Source organism: Terrabacter sp. AAH1 (genome assembly GCF_054456855.1).
This window is the reverse complement of the sequence record NZ_JBTJJV010000022.1, coordinates 20,118-46,769: the sequence shown is the minus strand read 5'-3', so window position 1 is coordinate 46,769 and position 26,652 is coordinate 20,118. Positions and strand designations below refer to the sequence as shown.

The following is a 26,652-nucleotide window of genomic DNA, read 5'->3' as shown; positions in this document are numbered from 1 at the left end:
GCGGCCTGCTCTTCTATCGCCTGCTCGAGCAAGCCGTCGACACCGACCCGCACCCGCTCAAAGAACTGCTCAAGCCAGAAACCGGCATACCGGACTTCACCTAAGCAGATATGCAGAACACGTGTTCGACAAATCGGGAAAGGGAAATGCGTATCTGTGGAGAACGGATTGCTTTGCCACGCAAGCCGTCTCATCGCGAGAAGGCCATTGCCTCGGTGACGTCGCCCCTGAGCATGTCGCGCCGGTCGAGCAGGTAGTTCTGCCGCATCAGCCACGGCGCGGCGTCTCCCTGCTGCGGCAGCTCGCCCGCGGCCCGCTCGACGTAACCCGAGCGCAGCGGCAGCAACGGCCGCCCCTCCATCCCCTCCGGCGCCCGGGGTACGGCGACGCGCCAGTCGTTGCGCTCCATGTGGTTGAGCAGGCGGCAGACGTAGCGGCTCGCAAGGTCGGCGCGCAGCGTCCACGAGGCGTTGACGTAGCCGATGGTGACGGCGAGGTTCGGCACGTCGGCGAACATCGCCCCGCGGTAGACGGTGAGCTCGCCTGTGGGCCGGCGTTCCCCGTCGACGGTGAACTCGATCCCGCCGGCGACCTTGATGCGCAGGCCGGTAGCCGTGACGACGACGTCGGCGGCCAGCTCGCGCCCCGACCGCAGCCGTATGCCGTCGGGCGTGAACGTCTCGATCGTGTCGGTGACGACGTGGGCGCGTCCCGAGCGCACCGCCTCGAAGAGGTCGCCGTCCGGGACGACGCAGAGGCGCTGGTCCCAGGGGTCGTAGGTGGGGGTGAAGTGGTCGCTCACCAGCGTCGTCGACCCGAGCGCGCGGGCGGCGCCCTTGGACAGCAGGGACTTCGCAACGGCCGGCCGGCGCCGGCTCAGCTCGTAGAAGGCCATCGTCGCGAGGACGTTCTTGTAGCGGGCGACGACTCCGCCGGCGCGCGACGGCAGCACCTTCTGCACCACGTCACGCACGCGATCGCGTCGTGGCAGCGCCGTCACCCACGTCGGGGTGCGCTGGAGCATGGTGACGTCGGCCCCGAGGTCGGCGAGCGACGGCACCAGCGTCACGGCCGTCGCGCCGGAGCCGATGACGACGACCTTGCGGCCCGCGACGGGCAGCCCCTCGGGCCAGAACTGCGGGTGCACGACGTCACCGGCGAACGAGCCGATGCCCGGAAGCTCGGGATCGTGGGGCCGCTCGTAGTCGTAGTAGCCGCTGCACAGCTGGAGGAAACGGCACGTGAGCTGCTCCGAGCCACCACCCGCGCGCTCCACCGTGACCGTCCAGCGAGCCTCCACGGACGACCACGAGGCAGCCACCACCTGGTGCCCGAACCGGATGTGCCGGTCGATGCCGTGCTTGCGAGCCGTCGACTCGAGGTACGCCAGGATCTTCGGGCCGTCGGCGATGGCGTCGGGGTCGGTCCACGGCTCGAACGGGAAGCCGAGCGTCATCATGTCGGAGTCGGACCGCACTCCCGGGTAGCGGAACAGGTCCCACGTGCCGCCGAGGGAGGCGCGCGCCTCGAGGATCGCGTACGTGCGGGTCGGGGCCTCGGTCTGCAGGCGGTAGGCCGCCCCGATGCCGGACAGGCCGGCGCCGACGACGAGGACGTCCACGTGCTCGATCTGGCTCACCCCGACATTGTGACCCACGCCGCGCTCGCCCTACCCGCGGGTAACCGAGCGGCTACGCTCGACCGCGTGACGGCACTTCCCGCGACCTCCACCGCCTACCCGCACCTGCTCGAGCCGCTCGACCTGGGGTTCACGACGCTGCGCAACCGCGTCGTCATGGGGTCGATGCACACGGGGCTCGAGGACCGCGCGAAGGACTTCGACCGCCTCGCCGCCTACTACGCGGAGCGCGCCCGCGGCGGCGTCGGCCTCATCGTCACGGGCGGCTTCGCCCCCAACCTCGCCGGAGCTCTCTACCCCAGCGGCTCGGTGCTCGTCACCGAGCGCCAGGCCCGTCGGCACGAGGTCATCACCAACGCGGTGCACCGCGAGGGCGGCAAGATCGCCCTGCAGATCCTCCACGCGGGGCGCTACGCGTACCACCCCCTCGCGGTGTCGGCCTCGGCCACGAAGGCCCCCATCTCGCGCTTCACCGCCCGCGCGCTCAGCGCCCGCGGCATCCGCAGCACCATCGGCGCGTACGCGCGTTGTGCCCGTCTCGCGAAGCTGGCCGGCTACGACGGCGTCGAGATCATGGCGTCCGAGGGCTACCTGCTCAACCAGTTCCTCGCGCCGCGCACCAACCACCGCACCGACGAGTGGGGCGGCTCCGCCGAGAACCGCCGCCGCCTGCCCGTCGAGGTCGTGCGTGCCGTGCACGAGGCCGCCGGTCCCGACTTCGTCATCGTCTACCGCCTCTCGATGCTCGACCTCGTGCCCGACGGTCAGACGTGGGACGAGATCGTCGCACTCGCCAAGGAGGTCGAGGCGGCCGGCGCCACGATCATCAACACCGGCATCGGCTGGCACGAGGCCCGCGTGCCCACCATCGTCACCTCGGTGCCGCGCGGCGCCTTCACGCGCGTCACGGCCAAGCTGCGTCCCGAGGTCTCCGTGCCGGTCGTGACGAGCAACCGCATCTCGATGCCCGACCTCGCCGAGCAGGTCATCGCCGACGGCACGGCGGACCTCGTCTCGATGGCGCGCCCGTTCCTGGCCGACCCCGACTGGGTGGCCAAGGCCGCGACCGACCGGGCCGACGAGATCAACACCTGCATCGCCTGCAACCAGGCCTGCCTCGACCACACCTTCGCGAAGAAGACGGCGACCTGCCTCGTCAACCCGCGGGCCGTCCGCGAGACGACCCTCGTGCTCGCCCCGAGCCGGCGCAGCAAGCACGTCGCCGTCGTCGGTGGCGGCCCGGCCGGTCTCGCCGCGGCGGTCGCCCTCAGCGAGCGCGGCCACCGGGTCGAGCTGTTCGAGGCGTCCGACGACCTCGGTGGCCAGTTCGCCATCGCGATGCGCATCCCGGGCAAGGAGGAGTTCGCCGAGACGATCCGCTACTACCGCAGGCGCCTCGACCTGGGCGACGTCAAGGTGCACCTCGGCCGCAGGGCCGGCGCCGATGACCTCACCGACTTCGACGAGGTGGTCGTCGCCACGGGGGTCGAGCCGCGCATCCCGGACGTGCCGGGCGTCGACCACCCGAAGGTCGTCACGTATGCCGCCGCGGTCCGCGGCGAGGCGCCCGTCGGTCGGCGTGTGGCCGTCATGGGCGCGGGCGGCATCGGTGTCGACGTCTCGGAGTTCCTGACGCACGTCGAGTCGCCGATGACCGTCGACGCGTGGATGGCCGAGTGGGGTGTCGGGTCCCCCGACGCGTCGCGCGGCGGCCTCGTCGCCGCGGCACCCACCCCCTCGCCGCGGGAGGTGCACCTGCTCCAGCGCAAGGCCACCCCGATCGGCAAGGGGCTCGGCAAGACGACCGGCTGGGTCCATCGAGCGGCCCTGAAGGCCAAGGGAGTCCACCACCACGTGGGCGTCAACTACGAGCGCATCGACGATGCCGGCCTGCACATCACGCACGGCGAGCAGCGGTCCGACCCGCAGGTGCTCGACGTCGACACGATCGTGCTCTGCACCGGCCAGGAGTCGGTCGACACCCTCGGCCCGGCCCTGGCCGAGCGCGGCGTCAAGGTCCACGTCATCGGCGGCGCCGACGTCGCAGCAGAGCTCGACGCGAAGCGAGCCATCCGGCAGGCGACAGAGCTCGCCGCCACGATCTGAGGTTCCGCGTCGTGGGCGCGCCTCACGCTCTCTCACCGTCGAGCAGGAACGTGCGCATGGGGCCCTTGCTCTTCACGGCGATCGTGCCGCGTGGTCGTAGCACGAACGCGTCGCCGAGGGCGGCCGCGACCCGCTCGGTCACGTGGATCTCGCCCGGGAGGCCGTGCGACTCCATGCGGCTGGCCGTGTTCACCGTGTCGCCCCACAGGTCGTAGATGAACTTGCGTCGTCCGATGACCCCGGCGACGGCCGTCCCGGTGTCGATGCCGATGCGCACCGCGAGCCACTCGCAGCCGGGCTCGCGGGCGATGGCGGCGATCTCGGCGCGCATCGCGAGCGCCACCCGGGCCACGGCCTCGACGTGGCCGGGCCGCCGCTCCGGCAGTCCACCCGCCACCATGTACGCGTCGCCGATCGTCTTGATCTTCTCGACCGACTGCGCGTCCACCTCCCGGTCGAACGCGGAGAAGATGCGGTCCAGCATGGCGACGAGCTCGTCGGGGGGCATGACCTGCGTCTGCGCGGTGAAGCCGACGAGGTCGGCGAAGAGCACCGTCACCTCGTCGTAGTGCTCGGCGATGATGCCCGGGTCGCGCTTAAGGCGTTCGGCGATCGCGCCGGGCAGGACGTTGAGCAGCAGGCGCTCGGACCGCTCCTGCTCGGCCTCGAGGGCGACGCGTGCCCGCTCCCGCTGCTCCACGAAGTAGCCGAGCATCACGTAGGCGCTGATGGTCACACCCATGACGTTGAGCACGAAGAACGCGATGACGAAGCCGGCCGGCAACCCTGCCGGGTGCTGCGACAGGCGTGGGTCGAGCAGCGCGAGGACGACGACCTCGACGAAGAACGCGAGCAGCCAGCCGAGCGAGTGGCGGACGCCGAGCAGGGCGAGCGCCGCGAGCGGCACGAAGATCGCCCACAGCACCATCCCGCTCGAGGCCACGAAGCCGCCCAGCGACGCCTGGAGCAGGGCGGGCAGCACGAGGTACGCGACGAGCTGCGTCGTGCGGAAGACGGCGAAGCTCCCGGTGCGCGCGAGGACGACGAGCCCGAGCGCGGTGAGGACCTGGTAGGTCGCGGGGATGGCGGCCGACAGCAGGTGGCCGTGGACGGCATACGTGACCACCCAGATGAACGAGAGCAGCGTGATGAGCACCGACGCGAGGACGAGCATCCCCTGGCGCAGCGCGTCGTCGTGCGACCGCTCCGGGCGCCCACCGATCTCGGCCAGGCGCTCGACGATGCGGATCACGGGCGCGCCGAGACGGGTCCGGGAAGGGGCGAGCACGCGGGATGCGCCCATGCCGTGATGCTACGGCCGGCGCTCGCGCCTGAGGAGCGAGTCGACGAGTTCGGCAGCGTGCCCGGCGCCGTCCTCGGACCGGACCTGCTCCCCGAGGGCGTATGCCGCCCGCCGGGCCTCCGGGGCCAGCGCGACCTCGAGCGCCGCGCGGAGGCGTGACGGCGTGAGGTCCTTCCGGGCGATCGGTGGCGCTGCCACCCCGAGCGCCGCCAGCCGCCGGCCCCAGTACGGCTGGTCCGCCGCGTGCGGCACGACCACCTGCGGCACACCGGCGCGCAGGGCCGCTGCCGTCGTGCCCGCCCCGCCGTGGTGCACGACGACGGAGCACCGTGGCAGCAGCAGGTCGTGGGGTGTCGCGCCGACGCCGATGACACCGGGTGGCAGCGTGTCTCCCAGCCGGTCGAGTGAGAGTCCGGCGAGCCCCTCGCTCACGATCCCGCGGACCCCGAGCGTCCCCAGCACCTCGGCGACGCCGCGCAGCACGGCCTCGGGGTCGGGTGTCGGCATCGACCCGAAGCCCACGTAGACGGGGGCCGGGCCGTCCGCGAGGAAGCCCTCGAGGTGGGCGTCGAGGGGACCCGGCGTCGGCGATCGGAACCAGAAGCCGGTCTGCCGCAGGGCAGGCGGCCAGTCCGTCGCCCGAGGGACCACGAGCGGGCTGGCGCCGAGGATCGTCGGGGTGCGCGTGGCGGCAGCCGTGTACGACCGAAATGTTCTGCGCGGCAGGCCTTTTCGCGCACGCGCGAGGTCGCCGGCCGGCCGGAAAAGGTCCAGTGCCACCCGCCCGGCCAGGCTGCTCCACCAGAGGTTGAGCCGCGAGACGCGTCGCGGCAGCAGGGCCAGCGCGGTCGCCGTCCCGGCGGCGCTCGGCCACACCGGCGCGAACACCGCGTAGACGTGCGGCTTTGCCGCCCCGGACGACAGCAGCGCCTCGACGAGGTCGAACGTCAGGGGACCCGACACGACGGCATCCGCGCCGTCCACGAGCCGGGTCACGTCGTCGGCGAGAGCCTCCGCGGTCTCGGCCATGACCTGTCGCATGAGCCGCGCCTCGCGCACCTGCGTCGTGCCCGAGCCGCGCAGCCCGTCGCGCCCGAGGCCGTCACGCAGCGGGCCCTCGAGGTCGAACGACAGCGGCTCGAAGCCGACCCCGCTCCCGGCCACGACGTGACCGAGGTCGGCCGGCGCGGCGAGCGAGACGGCATACGTCCGCTGCCGCAGGCGCTCCCCCAGCGCGACGAGGGGCTGCACGTCACCGCGCGACCCCATGCCGAGGAGGAGCACCCTCACGTCAGGCCTCGTCGAGCATCGCGCGTACGCGCGGCGCGACCTCCTCGGCGTAGAGGCGGATGCACTCCGTCCGCCGGTCGTGCGGGAGGGTGCCCATGGAGTACTTGAGCTGGAAGCGCGAGACCCCGAGCACCTTCACGGTGTCGGCGATCTTGGCGGCGACGGTCTCGGGCGACCCGCAGTAGACGGCGCCGTCGGGACCGAGCTGGGCCAGCGCCTGCTCGTTCGTCATCGGCGCCCAGCGGCGCTCACGGCCGATCTTGTTCATGTAGGGCACGAAGTGGGGCATGAACTCGTCGATGGCCTGCTCGTCGGTGGCGGCGACGTAGCCGGGCGAGTGCACGCCGACCGGGAGCTCCGGCTTGCCCATCTGCGCGAGCGCCTGGCGGTAGAGGTCGGCGAGGGGCGCGAACTGCCGGGAGGCGCCGCCGATGATCGCGATGACGACCGGGAAGCCGTAGTGCGCCGCCCGCACGACCGACTGCGGCGTGCCGCCGACCCCCACCCAGACCGGCAGGTGGCCGGACTCCGTTGCGGGCATGACCTGCTCGACGTCCACCGGCGGCCGGATCGAGCCCTCCCAGTGCACCGGCTTCTCCGCCACGACGGCGGCGAGCAGGTCGAGCTTCTCCTCGAAGAGCGTCTCGTACTCCGAGAGGTCGAGTCCGAAGAGCGGGAACGACTCGATGAACGACCCTCTGCCGACGGTGATCTCGGCGCGCCCGTTGCTGATCGCGTCGACCGTCGAGAACCGCTGGAAGACCCGGATGGGGTCGTCGCTGCTCAGCACCGTGACCGACGTGCCGAGGCGGATGCGCTCGGTGCGGGCGGCGAGCCCGGCCAGCAGCACGTCGGGGGCGCTGACGGCGTAGTCGTCGCGGTGGTGCTCGCCCACGCCGAAGAAGTCGAGACCGAGGCGGTCGGCGAGCTCGCCCTCGGCGAGCACCTCGCGAAGGACCGTGGCCGCGTGGAGCGGGGCCCCGTCGGTCCCCAGTGCGATGTCGCCGAACGTGTCGAGGCCCAGCTCGAGGCGGCCGTGGGGTCCGAGGCTCATGCGCCCATCGTAGGTATGCCGTCCACCCGCCAGGTGCGCCCGGCCGTGGGGTCCCAGCGCCGCACCGACGCGAGCGAGCCGTCGAGCAGCGGCAAGCGGCCCAGCGCCGCGATCGCCTCGCCGACCTGCCCGGGACCGAGACCACGCCCGAGGGTGACGTGCGGGAGCCACCGGCCGATCTCCACGTGCTCGGGCACGTCGCCGGCAACGTCGAACGCCTCGGCCACGCGCGCGTGGAGGCCGAGCAGCGCCGGGCTCGGCAGCACGAGCCGGGCCAGCACGAGGTGACGCGAGCCGAGCACGACGAGGGCACCGAGGCGTACCGGGACGGGCTCGTACGAGCCCAGCGCCTGCGCGAGCCGCGTCTCGGCGACATCGGGCACGTCTCCGGCAGCGCAGAGCGTGACGTGCGGGGCGTTCGACTCGCCGCGGTGGCTCGCCTGGCTCGGCAGCCCGGCCGCGGCGAGCAGGTCCCACTCGTGGCGCACCCGATCGTCGGTGGCCGTGTCGAGCACCGCCTCGACCGAGTGGAGGGGCACGTCAGGCGACCCGGCTCGGCTCCGGCCGGTCGTCGAGCTGCAGGTGCTCGGCGAGGAAGGCACGCACCTGTTCGAGCCTCGCCGGCCCGGCGTCACGGTGGTCGGCGTCGACGGGCACGACGAGCGTGGGCAGGTCGAGCGATGCGACGATGTCGAGCTCCATCGCCCTGCGGTGGCGCATGAAGTCGACGTAGCCCTCGAAGCCGCGCAGGCCCATGCGACGGCCCAGGCCCTGCCCGGTGTGGTACTCGACGACCGCCTCGACCCACTCGCGGGGGCGCTCCGCGGCGGCGGTCTCGAGGACGCGGAGCGGGTCGCCCGCGTCGAGGTAGACGAGCACCGGGTCGTGGGAGCGCACCGCGTCGACGAGACCTGCGACGTGCGCGGCGAGGACGGACGCGGGCTGGTCGGCGCGCGCCACGAGGGCGCAGCCGGGGTTCTGCAGCAGCACGCACTCCCAGACCTGCACCGGGTGGGAACCGGGGGCCGTGCGCCCGAACCGGCGCCAGCTCTCGGTGAGCACGCGCGAGTGCACGTCGTGGGCGACCGCGCCGTCGTACGCGTCGTGTCCCCTGAGCCGGTCGACGACGCTCGCCGGCAGCGACGGGTGCAGGGCGTGGCGCACGAGCCACTCGTCGCCGTGCCGCTCGGCTGCCGAGAGGAGCGCCGACGCGGTCTCGGGCGACTCGGCGGCGATGGCGAGCACCTGCTCGGTGCTGAGCACCGCGACCTGCTCGAAGTCGACGGGATGGTCGAGCCGGCCCTCGGTCCAGTGCTCGGCCGCAACGCCTCTCGCGCCGAGCCAGCCGGCGGTGTCCGCGGCCGTCGTGCTCTTGCCCGAACCGGGCAGTCCCTCGACCAGCACCAGACCAGTCACGCCGTCACCGCTTCCACGCTCGCCCTTGCTGACAAACCCTGTCGCGAACTGCCGCAGCCTCGCGTCCGCCCGGTGGGCGGCAGCGCAGTCTAGAACGGTGCGGGGTGGCGGTGTCACCTCGAACGACGGGCGTCGAGGCGCGCGAGGACGGCTGCGACGGAGGCACGCTCGCGGTCGGTGAGATCGGCGACCGGTCGCCGCCTGGCCTCGCAGGTGTGACACCGTGGGCCCGTGGAGGCAACCGACCGCGATGGGGGCGCGCCTGCCGTGCTGCGTGAGCCGGCCGAGCGGGTGTCGCGCCGCGCGATCCTGATGTGGACCGTCGAGGCGCTCCTCGTCGACGTGGTCCTGCTCGCAGGGCAGGTCGTGTGGTGGTTCGTCGACTCTTCCCCCATGCGTACCGCCCACTGGGCCGTGGGTGGCGTGTGGCTCGCCGTCGCGGCCGGCTACGCCGCGGTCATGCCGCGCTGGCGCTACCGCGTGCACCGGTGGGAGTCCACGCCGCGGGCGGTCTACACGCAGACGGGCTGGCTCTGGCAGGAGCGGCGCATCGCCCCGCTCAGCCGCGTGCAGACCGTCGACCTCGAGCGCGGTCCCGTCGCCCAGCTGCTCGGCCTCGCGTCGGTCACCGTCACCACGGCCTCCGCGGCGGGTCCGGTGCGCATCCACGGCCTGGACCTGCCCGTCGCGACGGCGCTCGTGCAGTCGCTCACTGCGGCGACCGCCGCGGAGACGGACGACGCGACGTGACCGAGCCGCCCGAGGGTGCGTCTGCGCCGTGGCGCCGGCTCGACGCCCGCATGCTGCTCATCCACCCTCTCGAGACGCTCGTCCGCTTCCTGCCCGCGCTGCTCGCGGTCTTCGTCGCCCGGCTCGGTTCCGACGGCGACGACCGGTGGGAGCTCCTCGCGCTGCCGGTGATCCTCGCCTTCGGAGTGCTGCGCTGGGCCACGACGCGCTACCGCATCGGCGACGGGCAGATCGAGCTACGGCGTGGTCTGCTCAACAAGCAGACGACGACGGCACGGCTCGACAAGGTGCGCGCGGTCGACCTCACCGCGAAGGTGCACCACCGGGTGCTCGGCCTCGCCAGGGTGGAGATCTCGACCGCCGGGAGCACCCGCGAGCACCTCGTGCTCGACTCCCTCGGCATCGACGCCGCCCGGGCACTGCGCGCCGAGCTGCTCCACCGGGTCGAGGCGGTCGACCCGTCCGTGGCCGCCCTCCCGGCCCCCAGCGGCGCCGCCGCGCCCGAGCCGACCGACGAGCTGCTCGTGCGGCTCGACCCCGCCTGGGTGCGGTTCGCCCCGCTCACGGTCACCGGTCTGGCAGGGGCGGCCGCGGTCGTCGCCTTCGTCTCCCAGGTGCTGTCGCGCTACTCCGAGGAACGCACCGCCGTGCGCGACGGGGCCCGCTGGGTCGCGGGGCTGGCGTGGTGGGTCGACGTGGTGGTCGTCCTGGCGATCGTGTCGTTCCTCGCCGTCGCCGGCTACGTGCTGACGTTCTGGGGGTTCCGCCTCACCCGCAACCGGCTCGGCACGCTGCACACCCGCCGCGGCCTGCTCACCACCCGTGAGACGAGCATCGACGCCTCACGCATCCGCGGCATCCGCCTCGACGAGCCCCTCGGCCTGCGCCTCGCCGGCGCGCGACGCCTCAAGGTCGTCACGACCGGTCTGGCGCACGAGCAGGGTGGCGGCGGAGGTGGCGCCGACTGGCTCTGCCCGCCCGCTCCGGCGTCCGTCGTGACACCGCTCGCGGCCCTCATCCGACCCGACGAGGACGCCGTCTCGGGCCCCCTCGTCGGTCACGGACCCGCCGCCCACCGCCGGCGGCTGACCCGCGCGCTCCTGCCCGCCGCCGCCCTGGCCGCCGCTCTCGTCGTCGCGTGGGCCGTCTGGGACTGGAGCGCCACCGTGCTTGTGATCGTCCCGCTGCTGCTCGTCGCGGCCCTGGGCCTCGGGCTCGACCGGTCGCGAGCCCTCGGCCACCTCGTGACCCCCGACCACCTCGTGACGCGACAGGGTTCGCTCGACCGGCGGCGGGTCGTGCTCGACCGCCCCGGCATCATCGGCTGGACGATCCAGCAGTCGCCCTTTCAGCGCCGCGCCGGCCTCGCGACCCTCGTCGCGACGACTGCTGCAGGCGCCCAGCACTACGACGTCGTCGATGTGCCGGTCGACCGGGCGTATGCCGTGCTGGCCGAGGTCAGCCCCGAGCTCGTGCGCGAGTTTCGCTGAGCGACAGTCCGGTCGAGCAGTTCCGACCCGATCGACCGGCCGACGCGGCGCAGCAGCTTTCGCGTCAGCTCCGGGTTCGCTGCCGTGTCGAGCTGCGTGAGGGAGCGCACCTCGTGGACCGCCTCGATGCCGCGGGCGCGGACTCGCGCGACGTCGAGGTCGCAGCGGCCGACGACGGCTTCGACGCGGGAGCGACCGGAGATCCGGCGGGCAACCGCGATCGGCAGCTTGCCGGCGAGCGACTGCTCGTCCAGGCGCCCCTCGCCGGTGACGACGAGGTCCCGCCCTCGAGCCGCCTCGTCGAAGCCGAGCAGGTCGAGGAAGAAGTCTGCGCCGTTGACCACCCGGCCGCCGAGCAGCAGACCGGCGAAGCCCAGACCACCCGCCGCGCCGGCACCCGACTCCATGGCCAGCTCGGCTGCCCGGTGACCTGCTCGCCCGGCCTCCGCGACGAGGTGCTCGAGAGCCGTCTCCAGCTGAGCCACCACGGCCGGCGAGGCGCCCTTCTGCGGCCCGAACACCGCCGGAGCGCCATGTGGACCCAGCAGTGGGCTCGTCACGTCCGTCGCGAGGACGAGGTCGACGCCGTCGAGGACCGGCAGGCCCTGGAGCGGTCGGAGGTCGAGCGGGCGCCCGGCCAAGAGCGTGCGGGCCGGCGGCTCGTCCGCTCCGTCCGTGAGGTCCTCGACGACGGCCCCGAGCTCGAGGAGCATCCCTAGTCCACCGTCCGTGCTCGCGCTGCCGCCCAGGGCCAGCACCACGCGCTTCGGTCGGAGGTCCAGGGCCTGACGCAGGGCTGCCCCTACCCCGCGGCTGGACGCGTCGAGCGGGGCGAACGCGCCGCCGGGCAGCTGCTGCAAACCGCACGTGCCGGCGACCTCGACGAGCACGGTGTCGAAGCGGTGCGCCACGACCGCGTCCACGGGCCGTCCGGTGGGGCCCGGAACCCTGACGGGACGGGCGAGGAAGCCGGCGTCCAGCGCGGCGTCGACGCTGCCGTCGCCACCGTCGGCGAGCGGGAGGCAGCTCACCTCGACCCAGTGACCGGCGACGTCAGCGACCCCAGCGGCCAGCTCGTCGGCCACCCCACGGCTGGTGAGCGACCCCTTGAACTTGTCGGGCGCGAGGAGGACGGAAGCCGAGGCGTCCGTCCCCCGAGCCCGGCTCATCGTGCCGCCGGCGCGGACGACGCCGACGGCATCGGGACCGGAGCGTCCTTCGCCTGTGGCCGGGCGTGTTGCGGACGCTCCTGAGCCGGCGCTGGCCTCTCCTCGAGCGACACCCCACCCGCAAACACCTCTCGGGCCCGGTCAGTGTCGAGGGTGCCGTCCCACCGGGCAATGAACAGGGTGGCAACGGCGTTGCCGCAGAAGTTGACCAGAGCCCGGCACTCGGACATGAACTTGTCGATGCCGAAGATGAGCATGATGCCGGCCGCGGGGATGTGGCCGACCGTGCTGAGCGTCGCGGTGAGCGCGATGAAGCCTCCGCCCGCCACACCCGCGGCACCCTTCGAGGTGAGCAGCATGACCGCGATGAGGCCGAGCTGCTGGCCGACCGTGAGGTCGGTGTTCGTGGCCTGGGCGATGTAGAGGGAGGCCAGAGACAGGTAGATGGCAGCCCCGTCGAGGTTGAAGCTGTAGCCGGTCGGCACGACGAGGCCGACCGTCTCCCGTCGCACCCCGGCGTACTGGAGCTTGCGCATCAGACCGGGCAGCGCCGGCTCGGCCGTCGAGGTGCCGAGGATGAGCAACAGCTCCTCCTTGAGGTAACGGAGCATGCTGAAGATGTTGAGCCGCAGGGCGGCCATCACCCCGCCGAGCACGACGGCGACGAACAGGAACGACGTCACGTAGAAGAGCAGGATGAGGCCGCCGAGGCTCGACAGCGACGAGACGCCGTACTTGCCGACCGCGAAGGACATCGCGCCGAAGGCCCCGACGGGTGCCGCCTTCATGACGATCCCGAGCACCCGGAAGACGACGCTGACAAGACGCTGGACCCCGTCGAGCACCGGCGCCCCCACGGGGCCGACCGCGTTGAGCGCGATGCCGAACAGCACGGCCATGAAGATGACCTGGAGGATGTTGCCCTCGACGAACGGGCCCACGAAGCTGTCCGGGACGATGTGGGTCAGGAACTCCCACCACTGCTGACTCTGGCCGGTCTCGATGAGGGCTCCCGCCTTGTCGGACACCTCGATCGTGCTCGGGTCGGCGTTGACGCCCCGGCCGAGCGGGAAGAGGTTGATCGCGACGAGGCCGAAGGCCATCGCGACGATCGTGCCGCCCTGGAAGTAGGTCAGCGCCTTGAGCCCCGTCTTGCCGACCGTCTTCAGGTCGGCCACCGAGGCGATGCCGGAGATGATCGTGAGGAACACGATCGGCCCGATGAGCATCTTCATGGCGGCGACGAACGTCGTGCCGATCGGCTCCATCTGCGTCGCGACGTCGGGGGCGAGCCAGCCGAGCAGGATGCCGGTGACGATCGCGAGCAGGACCCAGAAGTAGAGCTGTCGGTGCAGCCCTCGCCTTGCGGGTCTCGAAGATGTCGCCGGGGATGTCGGTGTCGTGGTGTGCATCGTCCTACCTCGTTGTAGAAGCTGCCGGGGGCTCAGGCGCTGACCAGCGACCGCTGGAGCGCATCGATGACGGCCGTCGCGACGGCCTCCGTGGTGGCGGACCCGCCGATGTCACGCGTCCGCAGTCCCGAACCGGTGACCTCGGCGATGGCCTCGTTCACGCGCCGGGCCTCGGCCGTCAGGCCGAGGTGCTCGAGCATGAGGGCGCCGCTGGCGATCTGGCCGATCGGGTTGGCGACCCCGAGGCCCGCGATGTCGGGCGCCGAACCGTGCACGGGCTCGAACATGCTCGGGAAGCGACCCTCGGGGTTGAGGTTGGCGCTCGAGGCGAGCCCGAGGCTCCCGGCGAGGGCCGAACCGAGGTCGGACAGGATGTCGGCGTTGAGGTTCGAGGCGACGACGACCGACAGGTCCTCCGGGTGCAGCACGAACTTCGCGCTCATGGCGTCGACGAGCACGCTCTCCGTGGCGACGTCGGGATAGTCGAGCGCGACGCGCTCGAAGACCTCGTCCCAGAGCACCATGCCGTACTGCTGCGCATTCGACTTGGTCACGCTCGAGACCTTCTTGACCGTGCGCGTACGGGCGAGGTCGAAGGCGAAGCGCATGATGCGCTCGCAGCCCTTCTCGGTGAACAGTGCGGTCTGCAGCGCCACCTCGTTGCCGGGGCCGCGGCCGCTCAGGTTGCGACCACCGAGGCCTGCGTACTCGCCCTCGCTGTTCTCGCGGACGACGACCCAGTCGAGCTCCACCTCGTCGGCCTTGCGCAGCGGGGAGGTGACGCCGGGCAGGAAGGTGACGGGGCGGACGTTGGCCCACTGGTCGAAGTTCTGGGTGATGTTGAGGCGCAGGCCCCACAGGCTCACGTGGTCAGGGACGTTCTGCCAGCCGACGGCGCCGAAGTAGATGGCGTCGAAGGGTCGGAGGACCTCCAGGCCGTCCGCGGGCATCATCCGACCGTGCTCCGCGTAGTAGTCGCATCCCCAGGGGAACTCGGTCCAGTCGAGACGGAAGGTGCCGGACTGCTCGGCGACAGCGTCGAGGACGCGGCGCCCGGCGGCGACCACCTCCGTGCCGACACCGTCGGCGGGGATCACGGCGACACGGTAGGTGGACGGGGTGGTCATGGTGGGCCTCCATCGGCTCGGTTGCGTTCCAGCCATGGAAGGGCACACCCTGCTCCTCGGTCCAAGACCGAATCCGGATCGGCTGGATAGGCAGCACCTATCAGTCGAGGTCAGCGCCGTGGAGCGACCTGCCGCCGGGCGGTCTCGACGAACGCGACTGCGGCCGGCGTCAGCCCGGACTCCCGGTGGACGAGGCAGATCCGCAGGACGGACGGCGGCACGATGGGCAGCACGGTGAGGCCGACACGTTCGGCAAGCGGTCGCCACGCGTCGGGCAGGACGGCGTGGCCGACGCCGGCGACCACGAGGGGCAGGATCGACGTCCGGTGCGCCACCTCGACGACGATGCTCGCGGGCCCACCAGAGGCCGCGAGGTCGTCGACGAGCCAGCGCATGAGCGAGCCGCGCTGCGAGACGACGAACGGCTCCCCCGCGAGGTCGTCACGTCGGACTTCGGACAGCCCGTCGAACACGGAGGTCGCCGATGACACCACGAGGACGAGCGGTTGCTGCTGCAGGTCGAGGACAGCCAGGCCGCCCGCCTGCAGGGGCTCGCGGGACCCGGCCAGGCCGACCTCGGCCGACCCGTCGGCGACGAGGTCGACCACCTCCTCGGGGGTGAAGGCCGCCGCCACGCTCACGGTGACGCCCGGATGCTCCTCGGTGAACGCCGACACGAGCGAGGTGAACGGCTCGATGCCCGGCGACGGCATCGACGCGAGGTCGAGGCGGCCCGAGCGCACGCCCCGGTGTGCGTCGACGACCGCCCTGGCCGCCTCGAGGTCGCGCAGCACCGTGCGGGCCGGCCCGACGAGGTCGTGCCCGGCCTCGCTGAGGACGAGCCGGCGCCCGACCCGGTGGAACAGCGGCACCCCCAGCTCTCCCTCGAGAGTCGTCAGCGCCTGGGACAGTGACGGCTGAGAGACGTAGAGGTGCTCGGCCGCCCGCGTCATGCCTCCGGCGTCGACGATCGCGAGGAAGTAGCGAAGCTGCCGTGCATCCACTCTGGTCCTCCGGTCCGGGTGCCACCGACGATAGCCGCGCCCGTCCCGCCGCCGACCTCTCAGTCGTCGAAGACCGACCAGCAGATGTCGTTGCGCCGCGCCTGGTCCTCGAGGACGAGCGACCGGACGCGCGGGTCGAGCTGCTCACGCTGCCAGTCGCGTTCACGCCGCCCGGCATCAGCATCGTCCGGACTCGCGGCGCGCACGGCCTTGATCGCGTAGGCGGCGGCGCCGAGGTCGTGCTCGGGGACGTGACCCACGCAGGCGGCCTGCCCGGCGGCATACGCGGCGAACCTCGGGGCTCCGCGCAGCGGACGCGCAGCCCCCATCGCGTGCCCACCGAGCGCGCGGGCGTCCATCATGCGCAGCTCACCGGCAGCCCACGCCCGCGCCGCCTCCACCGCCTCGCGAGGACGCCGGTCCGACGGCTCCTGTCGCTCGAAGAGGTGCAGCACGTGCTCGGCACACATGGCAGCCCACAGCGCCAGCAGCCGGTGGTCGGCGTCCGTGAGACTGCCACCACGGCGGATCGTGACCAGCCGCGGGTCTCGCACGTCGGGGAGGATCACCCGACCAGCGTGCCAGCCCCAACCGTCGTCATGGCTGCCCGAGGAGCCGCGCGATGGCGGTGTACCCCTTGGACCTGGCGTGCTCGAGAGCGGTGACGCCCTCCTTGTCGCCGACGGAGCGGTCGGCCCCGGCCGCGAGCAGGATGCGGACGATCTCCTGGTGGCGCGGGCCGCCGTCGCCGAGGATGACCGCCTCGAGCAGCGCGGTCCAGCCGAGGTCGTTGACGTGGTTGACGTCGATGCCGGTCTTCACGACGCGACGCACGTAGTCGACGTGACCCCGCTCGCTCGCCGGGATGACGGACACGCCGCCGTAACGGTTACGGATCGTGAGGTCCGGACCGGCGGGGAGCAGCGCCTCGAGCATCGCGACGCTGCCGGTCACGCCGGTGACGAGCCACGGGGTGTCGTGCCGGTCGTCGAGCGCGTCGGGGTCCGCACCCATCGCGACGAGCACCCTTGCAGCGTCGACGTGGTCGCCCGTCACCGCGAGGAGCAGGGCGGTGCGCCGCTTCGCGTCCCTGGCCTCGAGGTCGGCACCGGCCCGCAGGGCCGAGGCCACCGCGTCGGCATCGCCACGCTCGGCGGCCGCGAGCAGCGCGGCATCGGGGTCGGCAACGGTCTTGGCGGCGGTCGCCTTCACGAGAACTCCTGTCAGTCGGTCGAACCCGCGCTCGCGGGCCATCTGCAGCGGGGTGAGGCCTTCGCTCCCCGAGGGTCGGGTGAGCTCGACGCCGCCGGCGACGAGGACGCGCAGCGTGTCCACGTAGCTCGTCGTGTCGCGCCCGAGCCACACGGCCTCGTGGATCGCCTGGTAGCCGATCCGGTTGACGTGGTCGCGGTCGATGCCGGCCTGCAGCAGCTCGCCGACGACGAGCCCGTGGCCCCTCTCCGCGGCGCGGATCAGGCCGGTTCCGTTCCAGCTGTCCTTGTCGTCGACCTTCGCGCCGTTCGCGAGGGCGAGCCGCAGCAGGGCGAGCCGCCCCTCGCTGGTCGCCACGAGGTACGCCGACTGCTGGGTCTCGTCCTTGGCGTTGACGTCGGCACCACGGGCGACCAGGGCCTTGGCGCGGGTCACGTCGTTCTCCCACGCGGCGTCGCGCAGGTCGGCGTCGAGGCGCGCCTGCTCGGCCGCCGTCGGCTTCGTCGGCTTCGGCCGCGAGGGCTCCGTCGGCGCGGCGGACGTGCTCGGCGGGGGCGTCGAGGTCACGGGGCTCATCTCCGGTGTCGGCGGCGGGGAGCAGGCGGCGACCGCGGCGAGGGCGAGGGCCGCCGTCGCGACCCTCGCTCCCCGCGTGTGCCGCATGCGACTCATCGTGCCACTGGGTCGGTGACGACCTGGTACGGCGGGGTGGCCACGGTCTCGTCGAACTTGCTGTCCACGAAGAGGATCCGGCCGCGCAGCACCTTCGCCGTCGTCAGCACGCGCGCCGGGTCGGTGGCGACCTGCGACACGGGGCGGGCCGTGCGGCCGTCGGACGAGAGCTGCAGCGTCGCGATGGAGCGCGCGAAGTTGCGCACCACGGTGAGGCGCGAGCCCTGGCGGACCAGGCCGTCGGCGTCCGTGAGCGCGATGTCGCCGCTGTCGATGCGGGTCACCGCAGCGCTGGCCAGGTCGAAGCGCCACAGGATGCCGCGGTTGCCCTGGGCGACGACGAGAGCCGAGCGGTCGGCGCTGGCGACGATGCCGCCGAGGTTGAAGCCGGCCGCCTGCGTGACGGTGCCGGTCGCGTCGGCCCAGCGGGTCGCCGACCAGCCGTCGCCGCCCAGCGCGACGCGGAAGACCTGCGGGGCGTTGGAGTTCGTGAAGTACGCGGCGCCGTCGGGGCCGATCGCGACGTCGTTGAGGAAGACGTTGTCGCCGGGGGCGCGCAGGGCGGCGAGCAGCTCGCCGTCGGCCGAGTAGACCCAGAGGTCGGGGCGGCCCGTACCGATGCCGTTCGGGCCGCCGGCGATGTAGACGCGGCCCTGCCTGTCCGTCGTGATGCCACGGGCCGTGAAGCGCCCGTCGGTGCCGTCGCCGGCGAGCCACTCCTGCGTCTGCGGGTCGTTCGCCGTGCCGCGGTGGATCTCGCCGCCGGTGACCTCGCTGACGTAGAAGACGCCACGGCGCTCGTCGGCGCCGATCCCCTCGAACTTCGAGCCTCCGGTGTCGCCGTGCAGCTCGTAGACCGAAGGCCGCCCGGAGGCGGAGGCGGTCGGGCCGGCGACGAGAGGGAGCGTGGCGGCGACGGCGAGGGCGGCGAGTCCGGCGATGGTGCGCTTCATGGTGGTCTCCGGTGGTCGGGGGTGTCGGTGCTGGGTTCCCCTCCACTGTCGCCTCGCGTGGCACGCGTCCGCGTCGGGCGACCGGCCACACTTGGATAGCCGATCGGATGATGCCGCCGCGCCCCGTCCGTGCCTACGCTGCCCTCGTGCAGGAGGGCATCCTCGCCCCGGTGGCACGCCTCGACCGCTGGCTCGACGGCGTGCTGCTCGTGCTGCTCGTGACGTGCTCGGTGCGCTACCTGCTGCGGCACGACCTCGACGTGACGGCGGCGCTCATCCTCTGCGGCGCGGTCGTGCTCGGCGTCGCCTATTCCACGCGTCGCCTCGTCGCCGACCGCGAGGCGTGGCCGACGGTGTGGGTCGGCGTCGTGGTCGTGCTGTGGGTGGCACTCACGCTCGTGGCCCCCTCGTTCGCGTGGACGGCCGTGCCCGTGGCGTTCGCCGTGCTCCAGGTGCTCCCGTTCGCGTATGCCGTCACGGTCGTCGTCGTGATGACCGCGGTGGTGAGCGTGGCGTGGAGCCGCATCACCGACGACCTCGACCCGACGGTGTTCGTCGGCCCGGTGGGCATCGCCCTCGTGACGGTGCTGTCGTACCGCGCGCTCGAGCGGGAGGCGCGCACCCGCCAGGCCCTCATCGACGAGCTGACCGAGGCTCAAGCCGATCTCGCTGCGGCCCAGAGACGTTCGGGCGCCCTCGCCGAGCGGACGCGCCTGTCGAGGGAGATCCACGACTCGGTCGGCCAGGGCCTGTCGAGCATCACGCTCCTGCTCGGCGCCGCGGAGCAGGACTGGGACCGTCGACCGGCGACGGCCCGCGAGCACGTGGCCGCCGCCGGCAGCGCTGCTCGCGAGGGGCTCGACGAGGTGCGCCAGATCGTGCGTGACCTCGCACCCGCCGGCCTCGAGGAGGACCGGACGGGTGAGGCCCTGCCGGCCGCGCTGCGACGCGTCGCTGCCACCGGCGCGCACGGCGTGGACGTGCAGGTGCGGGTGCACGGCGAACCCGCCGGCGTCCCGGCGGCGGTCGCCAGCGCGCTCGTGCGGTCCGCGCGCGGCGCCCTGGCCAACGTCGTCGAGCACGCGTCCGCCCGCCGCGCCGTCGTCAGCCTCACCTACCTCTCCGACGAGTTGCTCCTCGACGTGCGCGACGACGGCAACGGCTTCGACGTCACTCTTCTCGACCGACCGGCGCCGCGCGGCGACCGCGGGAGGGGCCTCGACGGCATACGCCATCGGGCCGCCGACCTCGGCGGTAGCGCGGACGTCGAGAGCGCGCCCGGTGAGGGCACGACGGTGTCGGTGCGCTTTCCCCTTGACGGACAGGAGGCCCCGCGTGGGTGACGGCTCCCCGGTCCGGGTGGTCCTCGTCGACGACCACCCCGTGGTTCGCGCCGGTCTGCGGGCGCTCGTCGACGGCCAGGACGGCATCGAGGTGGTCGGCGAGGCGAGCGACCTCGCGAGCGCCGAGGAGGTCGTCGACGCCACCAAGCCCGACGTCGTCCTCATGGACCTCAACCTCGGCGACGGCCCGGGTGGCGTCGAGGTGACGGCGCGGCTGCGCGGCCTGGCCGGCCCGCCCAACGTGCTCGTGCTGACGACGTACGACACGGAGGCCGACATCCTCCGGGCTCTCGACGCCGGTGCGGTCGGCTACCTGCTCAAGGACGCGCCACCCGACCAGCTCTTCGCCGGCATCCGCGCCACGGCCCGCGGCGAGACCGTGCTCGCGCCCTCCGTGGCGGCCCGGCTGGTGCGGCGCACGGCCGCACCGGGACCGGTCGTGACCGAGCGCGAGGTCGAGGTGCTCGAGCTGCTGTCGCGGGGACTCGGCAACCGCGAGATGGCCCGGGAGCTGCTCGTGTCGGAGGCGACCGTGAAGTCGCACCTGTCGCACATCTACACCAAGCTCGGCGTCGACACCCGTGCCGGCGCCGTCGCCGCCGCGATCGAACGACGGATCATCCGGTCCGGCGCCTGACGCAGGCGTGCGCCCCGCCCGGGAACCGGGGGGACGCACGACCTGTGGGAGGCAGAGGGTCAGAGGCGCATCGAGGCGCCGACCTTCTCGGTGTGCTCGGTGACCTCGTCGGAGCCGCGGTCGACCGGCTTGACGGGCTCGACGACCTCGGCGGGGTCGACGGCCTCGACCGGCTCGTCGACCGGCTCGGTCTGCACCATCTCGCCCACGCCCTCACCGGGCGCCGTCTCCTGGACGGTGAGCGAGAAGTCGTCGCCGTGCTCGCTGACGCCCGCGACGACGGCGTGCTCGACGGCCGCGACGGCATACTGCCGGCGGACGACCTGCGGGTCGCGCGCCAGGTCCTTCACGAGTGACACGGCGAGCCCGACCATGATCACCAGGAAGGGCAGGGCCGCGACGATCGTGACGTTCTGCAGGCCCGAGAGCGCGTCCTCACCGCCGATGAGCAGCATGATCGCGGCCACCGCACCGGTCGCGGCGCCCCAGAAGACGACGGTCTTCTTCGACGGCTCGAGCGTGCCCTTCTCCGAGAGCGTGCCCATGACGATCGACGCGGCGTCGGCACCGGACACGAAGAAGATCGCGACGAGCACCATGACGACGATCGCGGTGACGGTCGGCCACGGAAGGTGGCCGAGCATCGCGAAGAGCGAGCCCTCGGGCGTGGACTGCCCGGCGATGTCCTGGCCGTTCTGCTGCTGCTTGATGCCCGCGCCACCGAAGATGGCGAACCAGATCAGGGAGACGACGGACGGCACGAGCAGCACGCCGGAGACGAACTGGCGGATGGTGCGGCCGCGCGAGATGCGGGCGATGAACATGCCCACGAACGGCGTCCAGCTGACCCACCAGGCCCAGTAGAAGATCGTCCAGCCGGCGAGCCAGTCCTTCATGCCGTCACCGCCCGCGGCGTCGGTGCGGGCCGACATCATCGCGAGGTCCTTGAGGTAGGAGCCGATGGTCGTCGGGACGAGGTTGAGGATGAAGATCGTCGGGCCGACGACGAAGACGAAGAACGCCAGGGCGAGGGCGAGCACCATGTTGATGTTCGAGAGCCACTGGATGCCCTTCTCGATGCCGCTGACGGCCGAGAGGATGAAGCAGATCGTCAGCACGACGATGATGCCGATGAGCACGCCGTTGCCGACCTTGCCGATGCCGCCGACGATCTCGAGACCGGAGCCGATCTGCAGGGCGCCGAGGCCGAGCGAGGTGGCCGAGCCGAAGAGCGTCGCGAAGATCGCGAAGATGTCGATGACCTTGCCGGCCCTGCCGTTGGCGCGCTTCTCGCCGAAGAGCGGCGCGAAGGCCGAGCTGATGAGCAGCGAGCGGCCCTTGCGGAACACTCCGTACGCCACGGCGAGGCCGACGACGGCGTAGATCGCCCACGGGTGCAGCGACCAGTGGAACATCGTCGTGGCCATCGCGGTCTGGACGGCCTCGGGGTTGCCCGCGGCGCCCGTGCCGGGCGGCGGCTTCACGAGGTGCGTGAGCGGCTCGGTGACGCCGTAGAACATCAGGCCGATGCCCATGCCGGCGGAGAACATCATCGCGACCCACGACGACGTGCGGAACTCGGGAGCCTCGCCGTCACCGCCGAGCGGGATGTTGCCGTACTTGCTGGCCGCGAGCCAGATGACGAAGGCGACGAAGCCGGAAGCGACGAGCGAGAACAGCCAGCCCGTGTTGTGCACGACGAAGTCGAGGCCGTTCGAGGCGCTCGTGCTGAGGCTCTCGGTGCCGAGCGCGCCCCAGAGCACGAAGCCGATGGCGACGGCCGCGGCGACACCGAAGACGGTCTTGTCGACCTTGGAGGGCGCTGCCTCCTCGTGGTTCACCGGTGGCGGCTCGAGGGCCGGGTGCAGCACCTCGTCGGAAGTCTTGGTCAGTTCACTCATGCATCATGACGGCGCCCCGACGAAGGGCGCCGTCTTCTCCTCACGTTGCGTGTCACAGATGTCTCGTAGAACCCTCAACTGTGCCGGTCGGTTTCGCGCATGGCAAAACGAAAGCCGTTGAACAACGGCCGGAACACGACAGTCGTTCCCGAAAAACTCTGTGGCACATAGGTTCCCGCGCGTGCCAACCGGGCCACGTGAGATGGGACACGACAGGCACGAAGCAGCACGACCCGGCATACCGAGTCGGTGTGCCGGGTCGTGCCGTTCGTTCAGGTCGTGCGCGTCGAGTTCGTCGCTCTCAGCGGCTGCCGACAAGCTGCGGCTCGCGCTGCGGGCCGTCGGCGTCGACGGGCACCGGCTGGTGGTCGGCGTCGAGCATGCTCGCCTCGTCGAAGCGGTCCTCGCCGGCCAGCACGCGTGCGGCCCTGTCGCGGTCGATCTCGCCGACCCAGGTGCCGATGATGACCGTGGCGATGGCGTTGCCGGCGAAGTTCGTCAGGGCGCGCGCCTCGCTCATGAGGCGGTCGATGCCGACGATGATGCCGACGCCGGGCACGAGGTCGGGGCGGTGCGACTGCAGGCCGCCGGCGAGGGTGGCGAGGCCCGCGCCGCTGACGCCCGCGGCGCCCTTGCTGGCGATGATCATGAACACGAGCAGGCCGATCTGCTGGCCGATGCTGAACGGCTTGTCCATGGCCTCGGCGATGAAGAGGCTCGCCATCGTCAGGTAGATCGCGGTCCCGTCGAGGTTGAAGGAGTAGCCGGTCGGCACCGTGATGCCGACGACCGGGCGGGAGACACCCAGGTGCTCCATCTTCGCGATGAGGCGGGGCAGGGCCGACTCCGACGACGAGGTCGACAGGATGAGGAGGAACTCGCGGGCGAGGTAGCGCAGCAGCGAGAAGACGTTCATGCCGGTCGTCAGCTTGAGGATGGCGCCGAGGAAGACGAAGACGAAGAGCGCGCAGGTGACGTAGAAGGCGAACATCAGCAGACCGAGGCTCTTGAGCGAGCCGAGGCCGGTGGCGCCGACGAGGGCGGCCATGGCGCCGAAGGCGCCGATGGGGGCGGCCCACATGACCATGGCCATGAGACGGAAGACGAGCCGCTCGAGGTGCTTGATGCCGCCGAGGATCGGCTCGCCGGCCTTGCCCATCTTCTGGAGCGCGAAGCCGACGAGGAGGGCGATGAGCAGCGCCTGGAGCACCGAGCCGGACGTCAGGGCCGAGACGAGCGTGTCGGGGATGAGGCCGAGCAGGAAGTCGACCGTGGTGACCGCCTCCTTGCCGACCTGCTCCTTGCCGGAAGCGGCCATCTCGGCCGTGAGGTTGAGGCCCGCACCGGGCTTGACGATGTTGCCGACGACCAGGCCGATGGCGAGCGCGACCGTGGACATCGTGATGAAGTAGCCGAGCGCGAGGCCGCCGACCTTGCCGACCTGGGCTGCGCGGCGGACCGAGCCGATGCCGAGGACGATCGTGCAGAAGATGATCGGCGTGATCATCATCTTGATGAGGTTGACGAAGCCGGTGCCGAGCGGCTTGAGGCTCTTGCCGAACTCGGGGAACAGTGCCCCGACGGCGATGCCGGCGACCATCGCCACGATGACGGCGATGTAGAGGAGATGGGTGCGGTCGCGCTTGGGGGTCGAGCCCGGCTGGGCGTCGACGGCGCTGTCGGCGGTGGAACTCACGGTGACCTCCGTTGGCTGGGTCCGTGCGGGGGCACAGGACCGGTGAATGTGTCGAGGCTGCCGTGGCCAGTGACTAGGGTCACGATTGTGTTCATTGAGTTCTCGCGGCCGGACGTGTGCCGTTGAGCTCGCCTCCCAGATCCCTTACCCGCGTGCTGGGTGCACCCGGTCGCTGGAGCGTCGCCGGGCAGACCTTCGCGCTGCAGGTGATCGTCGCCGTGCTCGTCGTCGCAGCCGGGCTCGCGGGCGCGTTCGTGCAGGCGCAGCGGGCGGGCGACCAGGAGGCCCTGGCTCGCGCCCTTGCGGTCGCGCGCACGATGGCGGCCACCCCCGACGTCGTCTCCGCGGTGCAGGGGCCCGACCCGACCGCCCTGCTCCAGCCGTACGCGCTGCGCGTGCAGCAGGAGTCGCAGACCGACTTCGTCGTCGTCATGAGCCGCGACGCCATCCGGTGGACCCACCCGGACCCCGCGCAGATCGGCAGGAGGTTCATCGGTCACACCGAAGCCGCCCTGGCGGGCGGCGCCGTCGAGGAGGACTACACGGGCACGCTCGGGCCGTCGACGCGTGTCGTCGTGCCGGTCACCGACCGGGGCAGGGTCGTCGCACTCGTGTCGGTCGGCATCCGCAAGTCGGCCGTGGGTGAGCGGGTGCGTGCCCAGCTGCCCGGCCTGCTGCTCGCCGGGGTCGTCGCCGCGGCACTGTCGGGTCTCGGCACCGCGCTCGTCGCACGACGCATCCGTCGCCAGACCCACGGCCTCGGCGAGCGACAGCTGCGCGAGATGTACGAGTACTACGACGCCGTGCTCCATGCCGTCACGGAGGGGCTCATCATCACCGACCTCGACGGACGTCTCCGACTGGCCAACGACGAGGCCACGAGACTGCTGTCGCTTCCGGCCGACGCCGTCGGTCGCCCCGTCTCCGAGCTCGGTCTCGCCGCCCCGCTCGCGGCCGCGCTGACCGACGACGCCCCCCACGAGGACGAGCTGCACGTCACCCAGGCCAGCGTGCTCGTGCTCAACCGCGGCCCCGCCCGCTGGAAGGGGCGCCTGCTCGGGCACGTCGCGACGCTGCGCGACCGCACCGACCTCGAGGCCCTCACCGGCGAGCTCGACTCGGCGCGCGGCCTCACCGAGGCGCTGCGCTCGCAGGCGCACGAGTCGGCCAACCGGCTGCACACCATCGTCAGCCTCATCGAGCTCGGCCACACCGACCGGGCCATCGCCTTCGCCACCGAAGAGCTGCAGGTGTCACAGCTGCTCACCGACCGCGTCGTCGGCGCCGTGGACGAACCTGCCTTGACTGCAGTGCTGCTCGGCAAGGCGGCCGAGGCGCACGAGCGCGGCATCGCCTTCGGCATCGAGCCCGGGGCGCACTGGCCGCGAGACGTGGCACCCACGCGCGACGTCGTGACGATCGTCGGCAACCTCATCGACAACGCGCTCGACGCGGTGGGCGGCGACACGGGATCGCCGCGACCCGAGCGGAACGTCACGTTCGACTCGTGGGTCGAGGACGCGTACGCCGTCCTCGAGGTCTCTGACGACGGGCCGGGCCTGCCGCCGGGCGGGGTCGAGGACGCCTTCCGGCGCGGCTGGTCGACGAAGGACCAGGGCAGCGCCGGGCGACGGGGCATCGGGCTCGCCCTGGTGAGCCAGACCGTCGAGCGCCTCGGTGGCGCCCTCGAGGTGCAGGGGCCGCCGGGAGCCACGTTCACGGTGCGCCTGCCCCTCGCGCGTTCCGACGGGAACGGCCACGGCAGAGGTGGCCACGATGGGTGACGACGAGCTGCTGCGCGTGCTCGTCGTCGAGGACGAGCCGATCGCGGCCGAGGCACACACGGCCTACGTCGGACGGGTCCCCGGTTTCGAGGTCGTCGCCACTGTGGGCACATCGCAGGCGGCGCTGAAAGCACTGCAGGACAAGCCGATCGACGTCGTGCTGCTCGACATGAACCTGCCCGACCGACACGGCCTCGACGTCGTGCGGGCGATGCGGGCAGCCGGCCACCGGGCCGACGTCATCGCGGTGACGTCGGCGCGCGACCTCGGCGTCGTGCGGGCGGCCGTGTCGCTGGGCATCGTCCAGTACCTGCTCAAGCCCTTCGTCTTCGCGACGCTGCGCGACCGGCTGCTCGCCTACCGGGCCTACCGGGAGCAGGTGTCGAGCGGCTCGGAGCTCGGCACGCAGGCCGAGGTCGACGAGGTCTTCGCCGGAGCGCGCGTCGCCACCGAGACGCGCCTGCCGAAGGGGATGGGCGAGGAGCTGCTCGCACGGGTCTCGCAGGCGCTGCGCGACGCCGACGGCGGGCGCTCTGCGACCGAGCTCGCCGAGGCGCTCGGCGTCAGCCGGGTGACGGCGCGCCGCTATGCCGAGCACCTCTGCGAGACCAAGGTGGCTGTGCGCCGGTCGAGGTATGCCGGGGCGGGCCGTCCCGAGGTCGAGTACCTCTGGGCGCGCTGACGTCACACGCTC

Annotated in this window: 22 protein-coding genes; 7 read left to right on the top strand and 15 right to left on the bottom strand. The window is 72.2% G+C overall.

The window, feature by feature from the left end; translation table 11 throughout:
• Positions 1-190 precede the first annotated feature (190 nt).
• Positions 191-1,639 (bottom strand): flavin-containing monooxygenase, encoded by a 1,449-nt coding sequence (locus ACXR8F_RS20960; protein ID WP_458803487.1) that lies wholly within the window; start codon positions 1,637-1,639, stop codon positions 191-193.
• Between the two features lie 66 nt (positions 1,640-1,705).
• On the opposite strand from ACXR8F_RS20960, the gene ACXR8F_RS20955 reads away from it, so the two are divergent.
• The gene (locus ACXR8F_RS20955; RefSeq protein ID WP_458803485.1) at positions 1,706-3,745 is read left to right on the top strand and encodes an FAD-dependent oxidoreductase; all 2,040 of its coding nucleotides are present in this window, start codon (positions 1,706-1,708) and stop codon (positions 3,743-3,745) included.
• A gap of 22 nt (positions 3,746-3,767) precedes the next feature.
• On the opposite strand, the gene ACXR8F_RS20950 is transcribed toward ACXR8F_RS20955, so the two are convergent.
• The 5 genes from ACXR8F_RS20950 to ACXR8F_RS20930 are packed head-to-tail and all read right to left on the bottom strand — an operon-like array spanning position 3,768 to position 8,808.
• Entirely contained in the window at positions 3,768-5,048 is a 1,281-nt protein-coding gene (locus tag ACXR8F_RS20950) for an adenylate/guanylate cyclase domain-containing protein (protein ID WP_458803483.1), read from the bottom strand.
• A gap of 9 nt (positions 5,049-5,057) precedes the next feature.
• Positions 5,058-6,338, bottom strand: a complete 1,281-nt coding sequence (locus tag ACXR8F_RS20945; RefSeq protein WP_458803481.1) for a glycosyltransferase — start codon at positions 6,336-6,338, stop codon at positions 5,058-5,060.
• 1 nt (position 6,339) lies between these two features.
• The gene (locus ACXR8F_RS20940) at positions 6,340-7,392 is read right to left on the bottom strand and encodes an LLM class flavin-dependent oxidoreductase (RefSeq protein WP_458803479.1); all 1,053 of its coding nucleotides are present in this window, start codon (positions 7,390-7,392) and stop codon (positions 6,340-6,342) included.
• Positions 7,389-7,931, bottom strand: a complete 543-nt coding sequence (locus ACXR8F_RS20935; RefSeq protein WP_458803477.1) for a 2'-5' RNA ligase family protein — start codon at positions 7,929-7,931, stop codon at positions 7,389-7,391. Before ACXR8F_RS20935 ends, ACXR8F_RS20940 begins: the two co-directional genes overlap by 4 nt.
• Position 7,932: 1 nt before the next feature.
• The gene (locus tag ACXR8F_RS20930) at positions 7,933-8,808 is read right to left on the bottom strand and encodes a P-loop NTPase family protein (protein WP_458803475.1); all 876 of its coding nucleotides are present in this window, start codon (positions 8,806-8,808) and stop codon (positions 7,933-7,935) included.
• Positions 8,809-9,039: 231 nt separating this feature from the next.
• On the opposite strand from ACXR8F_RS20930, the gene ACXR8F_RS20925 reads away from it, so the two are divergent.
• Positions 9,040-9,558, top strand: a complete 519-nt coding sequence (locus tag ACXR8F_RS20925; protein ID WP_458803473.1) for a PH domain-containing protein — start codon at positions 9,040-9,042, stop codon at positions 9,556-9,558.
• Positions 9,555-11,048, top strand: a complete 1,494-nt coding sequence (locus ACXR8F_RS20920) for a PH domain-containing protein (protein ID WP_458803471.1) — start codon at positions 9,555-9,557, stop codon at positions 11,046-11,048. Before ACXR8F_RS20925 ends, ACXR8F_RS20920 begins: the two co-directional genes overlap by 4 nt.
• On the opposite strand, the gene ACXR8F_RS20915 is transcribed toward ACXR8F_RS20920, so the two are convergent.
• From ACXR8F_RS20915 to ACXR8F_RS20885, 7 genes are all read right to left on the bottom strand, one after another.
• Entirely contained in the window at positions 10,964-12,217 is a 1,254-nt protein-coding gene (locus ACXR8F_RS20915) for a glycerate kinase (RefSeq protein WP_458803469.1), read from the bottom strand. The two genes, ACXR8F_RS20920 and ACXR8F_RS20915, sit on opposite strands and share 85 nt — an antisense overlap.
• Positions 12,214-13,629, bottom strand: coding sequence for a C4-dicarboxylate transporter DctA (gene dctA, locus ACXR8F_RS20910; protein WP_458803467.1), 1,416 nt, complete (start codon positions 13,627-13,629; stop codon positions 12,214-12,216). The genes ACXR8F_RS20915 and dctA overlap by 4 nt, the downstream gene beginning before the upstream one ends.
• 32 nt (positions 13,630-13,661) lie before the next feature.
• Positions 13,662-14,756, bottom strand: coding sequence for a tartrate dehydrogenase (locus ACXR8F_RS20905; RefSeq protein ID WP_458803465.1), 1,095 nt, complete (start codon positions 14,754-14,756; stop codon positions 13,662-13,664).
• Positions 14,757-14,866: 110 nt separating this feature from the next.
• Positions 14,867-15,760, bottom strand: coding sequence for a LysR family transcriptional regulator (locus tag ACXR8F_RS20900; RefSeq protein WP_458803463.1), 894 nt, complete (start codon positions 15,758-15,760; stop codon positions 14,867-14,869).
• A gap of 59 nt (positions 15,761-15,819) precedes the next feature.
• The gene (locus tag ACXR8F_RS20895; RefSeq protein WP_458803461.1) at positions 15,820-16,329 is read right to left on the bottom strand and encodes a putative immunity protein; all 510 of its coding nucleotides are present in this window, start codon (positions 16,327-16,329) and stop codon (positions 15,820-15,822) included.
• Between the two features lie 28 nt (positions 16,330-16,357).
• The gene (locus ACXR8F_RS20890) at positions 16,358-17,635 is read right to left on the bottom strand and encodes an ankyrin repeat domain-containing protein (protein ID WP_458803459.1); all 1,278 of its coding nucleotides are present in this window, start codon (positions 17,633-17,635) and stop codon (positions 16,358-16,360) included.
• Between the two features lie 5 nt (positions 17,636-17,640).
• Positions 17,641-18,597 carry an SMP-30/gluconolactonase/LRE family protein gene (locus ACXR8F_RS20885; RefSeq protein WP_458803457.1) on the bottom strand — a complete coding sequence of 319 codons (957 nt, stop codon included), beginning with the start codon at positions 18,595-18,597 and terminating at the stop codon, positions 17,641-17,643.
• Between the two features lie 146 nt (positions 18,598-18,743).
• Between ACXR8F_RS20885 and ACXR8F_RS20880 the strand changes: the two genes are divergently transcribed.
• Both ACXR8F_RS20880 and ACXR8F_RS20875 read left to right on the top strand, forming a co-directional pair.
• Positions 18,744-19,940, top strand: a complete 1,197-nt coding sequence (locus ACXR8F_RS20880; RefSeq protein ID WP_458803455.1) for a sensor histidine kinase — start codon at positions 18,744-18,746, stop codon at positions 19,938-19,940.
• Positions 19,933-20,577 carry a response regulator gene (locus ACXR8F_RS20875; protein WP_458803453.1) on the top strand — a complete coding sequence of 215 codons (645 nt, stop codon included), beginning with the start codon at positions 19,933-19,935 and terminating at the stop codon, positions 20,575-20,577. Before ACXR8F_RS20880 ends, ACXR8F_RS20875 begins: the two co-directional genes overlap by 8 nt.
• A 59-nt stretch (positions 20,578-20,636) precedes the next feature.
• Here the strand turns inward: ACXR8F_RS20875 and ACXR8F_RS20870 are convergent, their stop codons facing one another.
• A complete protein-coding gene (locus ACXR8F_RS20870) occupies positions 20,637-22,478 on the bottom strand; it encodes a BCCT family transporter (RefSeq protein ID WP_458803451.1) in 1,842 nt (613 codons plus the stop codon).
• Between the two features lie 301 nt (positions 22,479-22,779).
• Positions 22,780-24,174, bottom strand: a complete 1,395-nt coding sequence (locus ACXR8F_RS20865; RefSeq protein ID WP_458803449.1) for a cation:dicarboxylate symporter family transporter — start codon at positions 24,172-24,174, stop codon at positions 22,780-22,782.
• A 152-nt stretch (positions 24,175-24,326) separates the two neighbouring features.
• Between ACXR8F_RS20865 and ACXR8F_RS20860 the strand changes: the two genes are divergently transcribed.
• Both ACXR8F_RS20860 and ACXR8F_RS20855 read left to right on the top strand, forming a co-directional pair.
• The gene (locus tag ACXR8F_RS20860; protein ID WP_458803447.1) at positions 24,327-25,958 is read left to right on the top strand and encodes a sensor histidine kinase; all 1,632 of its coding nucleotides are present in this window, start codon (positions 24,327-24,329) and stop codon (positions 25,956-25,958) included.
• Positions 25,951-26,640 (top strand): response regulator, encoded by a 690-nt coding sequence (locus ACXR8F_RS20855; RefSeq protein ID WP_458803445.1) that lies wholly within the window; start codon positions 25,951-25,953, stop codon positions 26,638-26,640. Before ACXR8F_RS20860 ends, ACXR8F_RS20855 begins: the two co-directional genes overlap by 8 nt.
• The last annotated feature ends 12 nt before the right edge of the window (positions 26,641-26,652 follow it).